General features: G+C 72.8%; 9 protein-coding genes and 1 pseudogene. 9 read left to right on the forward strand and 1 reads right to left on the reverse strand.

What is annotated here, in order from left to right; all coding sequences use genetic code 11:
• From VR45_RS25585 to VR45_RS25605, 5 genes are all read left to right on the forward strand, one after another.
• Window positions 1-682 (forward strand): PKD domain-containing protein (locus VR45_RS25585; RefSeq protein ID WP_045942193.1); only part of this gene is annotated, 682 nt, incomplete at its 5' end.
• Window positions 683-853: 171 nt separating this feature from the next.
• Window positions 854-1,450 (forward strand): TetR/AcrR family transcriptional regulator, encoded by a 597-nt coding sequence (locus VR45_RS25590; RefSeq protein WP_045942194.1) that lies wholly within the window; start codon window positions 854-856, stop codon window positions 1,448-1,450.
• Window positions 1,451-1,569: 119 nt separating this feature from the next.
• Window positions 1,570-2,796 (forward strand): MFS transporter, encoded by a 1,227-nt coding sequence (locus tag VR45_RS25595; RefSeq protein WP_078896825.1) that lies wholly within the window; start codon window positions 1,570-1,572, stop codon window positions 2,794-2,796.
• Between the two features lie 42 nt (window positions 2,797-2,838).
• Complete coding sequence (locus VR45_RS25600; protein ID WP_045942195.1) at window positions 2,839-3,984, forward strand: LLM class flavin-dependent oxidoreductase; 1,146 nt, start codon at window positions 2,839-2,841, stop codon at window positions 3,982-3,984.
• A complete protein-coding gene (locus tag VR45_RS25605; RefSeq protein WP_045942196.1) occupies window positions 3,981-4,619 on the forward strand; it encodes an FMN reductase in 639 nt (212 codons plus the stop codon). The genes VR45_RS25600 and VR45_RS25605 overlap by 4 nt, the downstream gene beginning before the upstream one ends.
• Window positions 4,620-4,727: 108 nt before the next feature.
• Here VR45_RS25605 and VR45_RS25610 read toward each other — a convergent pair whose 3' ends face one another.
• Window positions 4,728-5,132 (reverse strand): helix-turn-helix domain-containing protein, encoded by a 405-nt coding sequence (locus VR45_RS25610; RefSeq protein ID WP_234326146.1) that lies wholly within the window; start codon window positions 5,130-5,132, stop codon window positions 4,728-4,730.
• Window positions 5,133-5,402: 270 nt separating this feature from the next.
• Here VR45_RS25610 and VR45_RS25615 point away from each other — a divergent pair, with 270 nt between their 5' ends.
• The 4 genes and pseudogenes from VR45_RS25615 to VR45_RS25630 form a co-directional block, all read left to right on the forward strand.
• Complete coding sequence (locus tag VR45_RS25615; protein WP_045942200.1) at window positions 5,403-6,710, forward strand: MFS transporter; 1,308 nt, start codon at window positions 5,403-5,405, stop codon at window positions 6,708-6,710.
• Window positions 6,711-6,861: 151 nt separating this feature from the next.
• On the forward strand, window positions 6,862-7,998 hold the full coding sequence (locus VR45_RS25620) for a Dyp-type peroxidase (protein WP_063772545.1): 1,137 nt from the start codon (window positions 6,862-6,864) through the stop codon (window positions 7,996-7,998).
• Window positions 7,995-8,795, forward strand: coding sequence for a family 1 encapsulin nanocompartment shell protein (locus VR45_RS25625; protein WP_045942198.1), 801 nt, complete (start codon window positions 7,995-7,997; stop codon window positions 8,793-8,795). Before VR45_RS25620 ends, VR45_RS25625 begins: the two co-directional genes overlap by 4 nt.
• A 294-nt stretch (window positions 8,796-9,089) precedes the next feature.
• A pseudogene (locus VR45_RS25630) lies at window positions 9,090-10,554 on the forward strand (ATP-binding protein); the annotation flags it as partial.

The following is a 10,554-nucleotide window of genomic DNA, read 5'->3' on the forward strand; positions in this document are numbered from 1 at the left end:
CCTCAAGACCACCATCGGCACCCGCTACGACGCCGACTTCGACACGTGGCTCACCGCCTGCGCGGCCGGTGCCTGCTCCGGCAGCACCAACCCGCCCGGCAACCAGGCGCCCGCCGCCGCCTTCACGGCCACGACCAGCGGGCTGGGCGTCACCTTCGTCAACCGCTCCACCGACTCGGACGGCAAGATCACCGCCTACGCCTGGGACTTCGGCGACGGCACCACCGCCACCACCGCCACCCCGACCAAGTCGTACACCAAGGCCGGCACCTACACCGTCACCCTCACCGTGACCGACGACAAGGGCGCGACCGCGAGCGCCCGGCAGGACGTCACCGTGGGGGGCCAGTCGGAGTGCGCCGGCGCCGACCCGCGTCAGCTGGACAAGAACTGCAGCCGCAGCAACCTCTCCGCGACCACCGGCAACTACGCGCACTTCTACCTGTACCTCCCGGCCGGGGTGAAGCAGCTGAAGCTCACCAGCACGGGCGGCACCGGTAACGCCGACCTCTACTACAACGCCACGAACTGGGCGTACACCAACTCGTACACCGCCAAGTCCACCACCGCGAACAACAACTCCGAGACCCTGACCATCACCAACCCGCCGGCCGGCTACGTCTTCGTGAGCCTCTACGGCCAGCAGGGCTTCTCCGGCGCGAACATCAAGGCCGAGTACTGACACCGGAGTTCTGATCCCGGAAGCACTCGGAAGCACTCGGAAGCACCTGGAACCACCCCGAGGCCCCCGGCGGCGCGCGAACGGCGCGCCGCCGGGGGCCTCCCCGCGTCCGGCCCCGGAGCGACCGCGCCGGTATTGCACCGAACGGTCCAAAAAGGCTAACGTGCTGCCATGGCGAGACCGCGCACCTTCGACGAGGGCCGGGCGCTCGACGCGGCGATGCACGCGTTCTGGGCGAACGGCTACGAGGCCACCTCCACGCAGGACCTCTGCGAGGCGACCGGCCTCGGGCGGAGCAGCATCTACAACACGTTCAGCAGCAAGCACGACCTGTTCAAGCGGTCGCTGGCCCGCTACATCGAGCTGATGACCGTCCCGCAGATCGAACTGCTGGAGGACCCGGAGCTGCCCCCGCTGGAGCGGATCCGGGTCCTGCTCGCGCGGATCGTCGAGACCGAGTTCGAGTACCGCCCGGACGGCCGCAGTATCGGCTGTCTGACCGTGAACACCGTGGTGGAGCTGGCCGGGCGCGACCCGGAGGCGGACGCGATGCTGGTCCACGACCAGGAGGTGCGGCTCGCCGCGCTGCGGGCCGCGATCGCCGCCGGGCAACTGGTGGGCGGGATCGCCGGCCGGCGGACGCCGGAGGAACTGGCCCGTTTCGTCAATGCGGTGATCGGCGGCATGCGGGTGGCCGCCAAGGGCGGGGCCGACCGGGCCGCCGTCGAGGCCGTGGCCGCCACTGCTCTGGACGCCCTCACTCCCTGATCCCCTGATCCCCTGATTCGCTGTGCCCCGATCCGGGGTGCGCCTGTGCGCTCCGGGTGTGCTCGCACTTGCCCTCATTCTGTACCGATCAATCCAAAACCAACGGGGGAGCCCTTCCCATGCCACGTGCCGTGTACGTCCTCGCCCTCGGCGTCTTCGCGATGGTGACCAGCGAGTTCGCCGTCGCCGGGCTGATGCCCCAGCTGGCGGAGGGCCTCGATGCCACCGTCCCGCAGATCGGCTACCTGATCACCGCCTTCTCGGTGGCGATGTCCTTCGGCGGCCCGTTCCTCGCCGTCGCCCTGCTCCGGATGCGGCAGAGGGCCGCGCTGATGCTCCTGTTCGCGATCTTCCTCGTCGGCAACCTGCTCGCCGCGACGGCCTCCGGCTACCCGGTGATGCTGGTGGCCCGGGTGGTCTCCGGCGTCGCCGCGCAGGCCTTCTTCGGCATCGCGGTCTCGCTCTGCGCCCAGCTGGCCCGCCCGGAGATCCGCGGTCGGGCGATCGCCGTCCTGATGAACGGCCTCATGCTCGGCACGCTGCTCGGCCTGCCGCTCGCCACCGTGATCGGCGAGCACCTCGGCTGGCGCGCGGCGTTCTGGGCGGTGGCCGTCCTCACCGCAGTGGTGGCGCTGTGCACCCTCGCCGGGGTCCCGGACGCCGACCACGCCGAGGGCACCGGCTCGCTCCGGGACGAGCTGGGCGCGCTGCGCAACCGGCGGCTGTGGCTGGCCTTCGTCACCAGCACCCTGATCATCGGCGCGACCTTCACGCTGTTCAGCTACGTCAACCCGATCCTGACCGAGCTCACCGGCTTCTCGGCCGGCTCCGTCCCGCTGCTGCTCGTCGCCTACGGCGCGGCGACCGTGGTCGGCAACACCGTGGTCGGCCGGCTCGCCGACCGGTACGCGCTGCCGGTGCTGGCGACCGGCCTGGCACTGAACGCCGTGTTCCTGGCCGGCCTCGCGGTCCTCGCCCAGTTCCGGGTGCCCGCCGTCGGCCTGCTGCTGGGCGTCGGCCTGGTCGGGGTCACCATGAACCCCGCGATGGTCTCGCGGGTCCAGCGGATCGGCGGCTCCCGTCCGCTGGTGAACACCGTCCACAACTCCTTCATCACGCTGGGCGTCATCCTCAGCTCGCTGCTCGGCGGCCTCGCCATCGACGCGTTCGGTCTGCGCTCCGTGCTGTGGCTCGGGGTCGCGATGGCCGTCGCGGGGCTGCTCAGCCTGCTCCCGGACCTGCCGCGCGGTCGCCGTGCGCTCCCGGACCGGGTGCCGGGCGCTCGGGGGAATAACCCCGAGGGGGCGGATGCTAAGGTGGTTGAAACTTTGACGATCGGATCCTGAACCGGCTTCCCGGCGGGATCAGCCAGGAGTGTGGTGAGCAGCATGCAGTTCGGAATCTTCACCGTCGGCGATGTCACCCCCGACCCGACCACCGGCCGCACCCCGACCGAGCACGAGCGGATCAAGGCGACCGTGGCCATCGCGCGCAAGGCGGAGGAGGTCGGCCTGGACGTCTTCGCGACCGGCGAGCACCACAACCCGCCGTTCGTGCCGTCCTCCCCGACCACGCTGCTCGGCTACATCGCCGCGCAGACCGAGCGCATCATCCTCTCCACCTCGACCACGCTGATCACCACCAACGACCCGGTGAAGATCGCCGAGGACTACGCGGTGCTCCAGCACCTCTCCGACGGCCGGGTGGACCTCATGATGGGCCGGGGCAACACCGGCCCGGTCTACCCGTGGTTCGGCAAGGACATCCGCCAGGGCATCCCGCTCGCGATAGAGAACTACGCGCTGCTGCACCAGCTGTGGCGCGAGGACGTGGTCGACTGGTCGGGCCGCTTCCGGACCCCGCTGCAGTCCTTCACCGCGACCCCGCGCCCGCTGGACGGCGTCCCGCCGTTCGTCTGGCACGGCTCGATCCGCAGCCCGGAGATCGCCGAGCAGGCCGCCTACTACGGTGACGGCTTCTTCGCGAACAACATCTTCTGGCCCAAGGAGCACTTCCAGAAGCTGGTCAACCTCTACCGGGAGCGCTACGCCCACTACGGGCACGGCACGCCCGAGCAGGCGATCGTCGGCCTCGGCGGCCAGGTGTTCATGCGCAAGAACTCGCAGGACGCGGTGCGGGAGTTCCGCCCGTACTTCGACAACGCGCCGGTGTACGGCCACGGCCCGTCGCTGGAGGAGTTCGCCGCGGAGACCCCGCTCACCGTCGGCAGCCCGCAGGAGGTCGTCGAGAAGACCCTGGCCTTCCGCGACACCTTCGGCGACTACCAGCGCCAGCTGTTCCTGATGGACCACGCCGGCCTGCCGCTGAAGACCGTGCTGGAGCAGCTGGACCTGCTCGGCGAGGAGGTCGTGCCGGTGCTGCGCGAGGAGTTCGCCAAGGGCCGCCCGGCCGGCGTCCCGGAGGCGCCGACCCACGCCACCCGGCTCGCGGCCGAGCGCGCCCGCCGGGAGCAGGGTTCCGACACGGCCGAGCAGACCGTGGAGACCGAGCAGACCGTGGAGGTGGCCAAGTGACCGCGTACCGACTGGTGGTGATCAGCGCCGGACTGAGCAAGCCGTCCTCGACCAGGCTGCTCGCCGACCGGCTGGCCGATGCGACGGTCCGTCAACTCGGCGCCGAGGGGCGGGAAGTGGACGTCCAGGTGGTCGAACTGCGCGACCTCGCCACCGACATCGCGCACAACTTCGTCACCGGCTTCCCCGGACCCGCGCTGCGCGAGGCGATCGAGGCGGTCGGAAGGGCGGACGGGCTGATCGCGGTGACGCCGATCTTCGCCGCCTCCTACAGCGGGCTGTTCAAGTCGTTCTTCGACGTGATCGACCCCGACACCCTCACCGGCAAGCCGGTGCTGATCGCCGCCACCGGCGGCACCGCCCGGCACTCGCTCGCACTGGAGCACGCCGTCCGCCCGCTGTTCTCCTATCTGCGCTCGGTGGTGGTGCCGACCTCGGTCTATGCCGCCACCGACGACTGGGGCACCACGGGGGACCGCCTCACCGACGGCCTCCCGGGCCGGATCGACCGCGCGGCCGGAGAACTCGCCGGACTGCTCGCCGGCCGGGCCCCGAGCGGTCCGGCCGGGGACGGTGCGGCGCAGCCGGAGGCCGTGGTGCCGTTCGAGCAGCAGTTGGCGGCGCTGCGCGTCTGAGCGCGCTGCCCGTCCGAGTACGAGGCCGGTCCGTGTACGCGGCCGGTGAGTGCGCGGCCGGGGCAGGGGCGGGTCCGAGATCCTCGGACCCGCCCCTTTCGTGTGCGCTCACCCCACGCGTGCGTCGTACGAGGCCCGGGCCGTCGCGATCTCGCGCTGGTGCGTCTCGGTCCAGGTGACCAGGGAGCGGACGGTCTCGTGCAGCGTCCGCCCGAGCGGCGTCAGCGCGTAGTCGACCCGGGGCGGCACCACGGCGTGCACGGTCCGCTCGACCAGGCCGTCCCGCTCCAGCTGCCGCAGGGTGACGGTCAGCATCCGCTGGCTGACCCCGTCGATCTCCCGCCGCAGCTCGGTGAAGCGCAGCGAGCCGCGGTCCAGCAGCGCGATCACCAGCAGCGACCACTTGTCGGCGATCCGGTCGAGGATCTGCCGCACCTCGCAGTCCTCCCGGGTGTCCCACTGGAGCACGTCGTAGTCGTCCTCGGTAACCGCGCAGTGCGTCGGTGACTTCAAAGTGCCTTCTTCCACGCTCCCTGATGCTGCCTCAGGATGGCGATGGTTACAAGAGGGAACCGACCGGACGAACGGGAACCGCCCCGTCCGGCCTCCCCGCCCCCCGCGCACTTCCAGGAGACCACTGTGTCCACGTCCTCAGCCGTGCCCGAAACCGGCCGTCCGGCCGCCGCTCCGGCCGACTCCCCACCGGCTGACTTCCCGCCTGCTGACCGCTCCTCCCGCTTCACCGGTCGGGAGGCGGCCGTCCTCCTCGTCCTCTGCGGCGCGATCTTCCTGGAGGGCATCGACGTCGCCATGCTCAACGTGGCGCTCCCGTCGATCCGCGCGGACCTCGGGATGGACACCGGCTCGCTGAGCTGGGTACTGAGCGCCTATGTGCTCGGCTACGGCGGCTTCATGCTGCTCGGTGGCCGCACCGCCGACCTGCTGGGACGGCGCCGGATGTTCCTCCTCTGGCTCACCGTCTTCGTGCTCTGCTCCGGCCTCGGCGGCCTGGCCGGCGCCCCCTGGGTGCTGATCCTGGCGCGCTTCGCCACCGGCCTTGCGGCGGCCTTCATGACCCCCGCAGGGCTGGCCATCATCACCACAGCCTTCGCCGAGGGGCCCCGCCGCAACCGCGCACTGCTGGTCTACGCGGGCACCGCCGCGGCCGGCTTCTCGCTCGGCCTGGTGGCCGGCGGACTGCTCACCGCCGTCGGCTGGCGCTGGGTCTTCTTCGCCCCGGTGCTGCTCGCGGGCGGCCTGCTGCTCGCCGCCGTGCCGCTGCTCCCACGCGACCAGGCGCCCGTCCGACGCCCCGGCGAGCGCTTCGACCTGGGCGGCGCCGTCACCGTCACCGGCGCCATGCTGCTGCTGGTCCAGGCCGTGGTGCGGCTCGGCGAACCCGGCACCACCGCCGGCCCGACCCTCGCCCTGTTCGCCGGCGGCACGGCCCTGCTGGCCGCCTTCGTCGCGATCGAACGGCGCTCGGCCGCCCCGCTGCTCCGCCTCGGCCTGCTGCGCTCCGGCCCGCTGCTGCGGGCGAACATCGGCGCGCTGCTGTTCGCGGCCTCGTTCTTCGGCTTCCAGTTCGTCGTCACCCTCTACCTCCAGGACCTGCGCGGCTGGTCCCCGCTGCAGACCGGCCTCGCCCTGCTCGCGGTCGGGGTGGACGCGGTGCTCGCGCCGACCCTCACACCCCGGCTGGTGGAGCGTTTCGGCAACGTCCGGGTGATCCTCGGCGGCTTCTGCCTGGCGGTGGTCTCGTACGCGCTGTTCCTGCCGGTCGGGCCGGACTGGACGTATCCGATGATGTTCCCGACCATGATCCTCACCGGACTGGCCTTCGCCCTCGCGTACGGGCCGCTGACCATCGCCGCCACCAACGGCGTCGCCGAGGAGGAGCAGGGGCTGGCCGGCGGACTGCTCAACACCGCCTTCCAGTTCGGCGCGGCGCTCGGGCTCTCGGCGGTCACCACCGTGAGCCTGACCGTCGGCGGCCCCGACGGCTTGCGGGCCGCGCTGGCGGTGCCGGTCGCGGCGGTCGCGCTCGGCGCCCTGGTCACCGCCCTCGGCCTGCGCCGCTCCCGCGCGTGACTCGTCCCCTCCTCCCTCGCCCCCCACCCTCGCCGCTGCTCCGTGGCGAGGGTGGGGGGCGTACGGCCGACCGGACCGCCGCCCGCGCCGAAATGTCCGCTCCGGGGTGTAATCGTACGGATGATCAGGCCCCGGAGACCGGAGTCCGCCCATGCCGCCACAGTCCCCCCAGGCACAGCCGCAGCCGCAGTCGCAACCGCGGCCCGCCGACCCACCGGCCCCGCAGCCGGTCCTCACCCCGCTCACCACCGCCGCGATCTTCCTGGTCCTCACCGTCGACCCCGGTGGTGAGGGCGCGGTCCGCGAACTGCTGCCCGACCTCGCGGGCCTCCGCCACGCCATCGCCTTCCGCGCCCCCGACGTCGGCCTCACCTGCGTCACCGGCATCGGCTCCGACGCCTGGGACCGGCTCTTCGACGGCCCCCGCCCGGCCGCCCTGCACCCGTTCCCCGAGGTGGCCGGCCCCCGCCACCGCGCCCCGGCCACCCCCGGCGACCTGCTCCTGCACATCCGGGCCGCCCGGATGGACGTCTGCTGGGAGCTCGCCGGCCGGATCACCCGGCGGCTCTCCGGCGCCGCCACCGTCGTCGACGCGACCAACGGCTTCTCCTACTACGACGCCCGCGACCTGCTGGGCTTCGTGGACGGCACCGAGAACCCGGAGGGCCGGGAGGCCGCCGAGGCCGTGCTGATCGGCGACGAGGACCGGGACTTCGCCGGCGGCAGCTACGTCATCGTGCAGAAGTACCTGCACGACCTGGCCGCCTGGGAGCACCTGACCGTCGACCAGCAGGAACGCGCGGTCGGCCGCAGCAAGGCCGACGACATCGAGTTCGACGACGCCGCCAAGCCGGCCGACTCCCATGTCGCGCTCACCTCCGTCACCGGCCCGGACGGCGAGGAGCGGCAGATCCTGCGGTTCAACATGCCCTTCGGCCGGCTCGACGGGGGCCCGGCGGGGCGCGGCGAGGCCGGCACCTACTTCATCGGCTACGCGCGCGACCCCGAGGTGCCCGAGGAGATGATCCGCAACATGTTCGCCGGCCGGGGCCCGGCCGCCCACGACCGCCTGCTCGACTTCTCCACCGCGGTCACCGGCACGCTGTTCCACGTCCCCACCGCCGACTTCCTCGCCGACCCGCCACCGGCCCCGGCCCTGGCCACCCCCGTCGCGCTCGCGGCCCCGTCGCCCGTCGCCGCTCTCCCCGTTGCCGCGCTCCCCACCGCCGCTCTCCTCACCGACGGCTCCCTCGCCATCGGCAGCCTGAAAGGCACCCCCGCGTCATGAACAACCTGCACCGCGAGCTCGCCCCCGTCTCCGCCGCGGCCTGGGAGGAGATCGAGGAGGAGGCCAGGCAGACCTTCAAACTCCACCTCGCCGGCCGCCGGGTCGTCGACCTGGCCGGCCCGGACGGCCCCGCCCTCGCCGCGGTCGGCACCGGCCACCTCACCACCATCGAGCCGCCCACCCCCGGCGTCCAGGCCCACGCCCGCGAGGTCCGCCCGCTGATCGAACTCCGGGTGCCCTTCACCGTCGACCGCGCCGCCGTCGACGACGTCGAACGCGGCTCCCGGGACTCCGACTGGGCGCCGGTCCAGGCAGCGGCCCGCACCCTCGCCCTCACCGAGGACCGCGCCCTCTTCGACGGCTACCCGGCCGCCGGCATCGAAGGCATCCGCGCCGCCGCCACCAACCCCGCCATCCCGCTCCCCGCCGACGTCCGCGAATACCCGGAAGCCGTGAGCCGCGCCCTCACCACCCTCCGCCTCGCCGGAGTGGGCGGCCCCTACGCCCTCCTCCTCGGCGCCGACACCTACACCGCCGTCAACGAGACCTCCGACCACGGCTACCCCATCGCCAGCCACATCGCCCGCCTCCTGGACGGCGAGCTGATCTGGGCCCCCGCCATCGAGGGCGCCCTGCTCCTCTCCACCCGCGGCGGCGACTTCACCCTCGTCCTGGGCCAGGACGTCTCGGTCGGCTACCTCTCCCACACCGCCGACACCATCGCCCTCTACCTCCAGGAGTCCCTCACCGCCCGCCTCCTCACCCCCGAAGCCGCCGTCCCCCTGACGACCCCCTGACCCCGTACCCCCGTACCCACACACCAAGGGCCGGTCCGGCTCGCCCCTTCATGGTGGCCGACCCGGCCAACTTCCCTGATGGCGCCGCCGATTCGCTCGAACAGGTGTGACAGTGCGCGGTGTCGGCGATAATTGGCCGATGTCGACGATCGACCCGGCCGCCCTCGCTGCCCTGTGCCGTCGTCACCCGTCGTCCTGCGGGCAGGGGGAGCCAGTGGAGCCGGATCGATTCGGTCGGCCGGGAGTTCGGCCCCGTCGGCCCGTCGGGGCCGGCCGGTGAACGAGTTGGGCGGAATGGGCGAGCAGCCCTTCACGGTGCGCAACTCGGCCGCCGGTGCCCGGATCTCCGGGGCTTTCGTCCAGGCCGGACAGATCCGCGACCTCACCGTGTACGGCCATACCGCGGCGTCGCCGACCGCCGCCCCGGCGCTTCCGGTTCCCCGCCAACTTCCCTCGGCGTCACGTCACTTGATTGGTCGCGAAGAAGATCTTGGCTACCTGGAGAGTGAGTTGGGACCGGAGGCCGGAGCCGGCGAGGTGACCGTGGTGGTCACCGGGTCCGCCGGGGTCGGGAAGACCGCCCTCGCCGTTCATTGGCTGCGCCGCCACGCCGACCGCTTTCCGGACGGCCAGTTCTATGCCGACCTGCGCGCTCACGCCGCCGGCGGGCCCGCCGACCCCGCCGAGGTGCTCGGAGGATTCCTGCGCGCTCTCGGTGTCGCACCGGCGCCGAGCGCCACAGCCGAGGCCGCAGCGCTCTGGCGCTCGCTCACCGCTGAACGCCGGATCGGTGTGCTGCTCGACAACGCCGCCACCGCCGAGCAGGTCCGTCTGCTGCTCCCCGGCTCCGGGCACGCCGTGGTCGTGGTGACCAGTCGCCGCCGGCTCACCCGGCTCGGCCTGGGCGGTGCCGCGTTCCACCAGGTCGGCCCGCTCTCCCGCGATGCCGCGGTGCGACTGCTCGCCCAGGGTGTCGGCGCCGGGCGGGTGGACCGGGAACCCGCGGCTGCCGCCCTGGTGGTCGAGCGCTGCGCCCGCCTCCCGCTCGCCGTCTGCCTCGCCGCTGCCCGGATCGCCGCCCGTCCCGCACAGCCGCTCGCCGTCACGGCCGAGGCGCTCGGCCTGGAGTCCCGGCGGCTCGCCCTGCTCGATGTCGGGGGAGAGGGTGTGCGGCACGCCCTGGATGCGTCCTTCGAGGCATTGGGAGCGGGAGCCGCTCGCCTGTACCGCTTGCTCGGTCTGTTGCCCTTCCCGGTCGTCACCCCGGACGTCCTGTGCGAGGTCGGCGGCCTGGAGCCGGTCGAGGCCGAGCCGCTGGTCGACGAGCTGGCCGACATCCACCTGCTGGAGGAGACCGACGGCGGTTTCCGTCTCCACGGCCTGGTGAAGCTGCACGCCCGGGCGCACGCCGCTGCGATCCACGACCGGGCGGAGGGGCGGGCCGCCGTCGACCGCGTGCTGGACCGGTATCTGGCCTCCGCCACGGCCGCCGAGGCACTGCTGAGCCCCAGCCACCGCACCCTGCGCCGCGACTACGCCACCGAACAGGACCCCCGGGCCAGGGAGTTCACCGACGAGTCGGCCGCACTCGAGTGGCTCGAAGCGGAGACCGAACGGCTCGCCGACGCCGTCCGCTGGGCCGCCGCGACGGGCCGGGCCGCGACCGCCTGGCAGCTCGTAGACGCGATGTGGCCGGCGTTCCTACGACTGCGCCCGGCCGCGCTGTGGGTCGAGCTGCACCGGATCGGCCGGACCGCCG

It is taken from the genome of Streptomyces sp. NRRL S-495, assembly GCF_000966955.1.
In the GTDB taxonomy this organism is placed as follows: Bacteria; Actinomycetota; Actinomycetes; order Streptomycetales; family Streptomycetaceae; genus Kitasatospora; species Kitasatospora purpeofusca.

What these genes read in the sequence shown, in the direction of transcription:
- VR45_RS25590 (WP_045942194.1), top strand. Translation starts at nt 854, where the DNA reads ATGGCGAGACCGCGCACCTTCGACGAGGGCCGGGCGCTCGACGCGGCG.
- VR45_RS25595 (WP_078896825.1), top strand. Translation starts at nt 1,570, where the DNA reads ATGCCACGTGCCGTGTACGTCCTCGCCCTCGGCGTCTTCGCGATGGTG.
- VR45_RS25600 (WP_045942195.1), top strand. Translation starts at nt 2,839, where the DNA reads ATGCAGTTCGGAATCTTCACCGTCGGCGATGTCACCCCCGACCCGACC.
- VR45_RS25620 (WP_063772545.1), top strand. Translation starts at nt 6,862, where the DNA reads ATGCCGCCACAGTCCCCCCAGGCACAGCCGCAGCCGCAGTCGCAACCG.
- VR45_RS25625 (WP_045942198.1), top strand. Translation starts at nt 7,995, where the DNA reads ATGAACAACCTGCACCGCGAGCTCGCCCCCGTCTCCGCCGCGGCCTGG.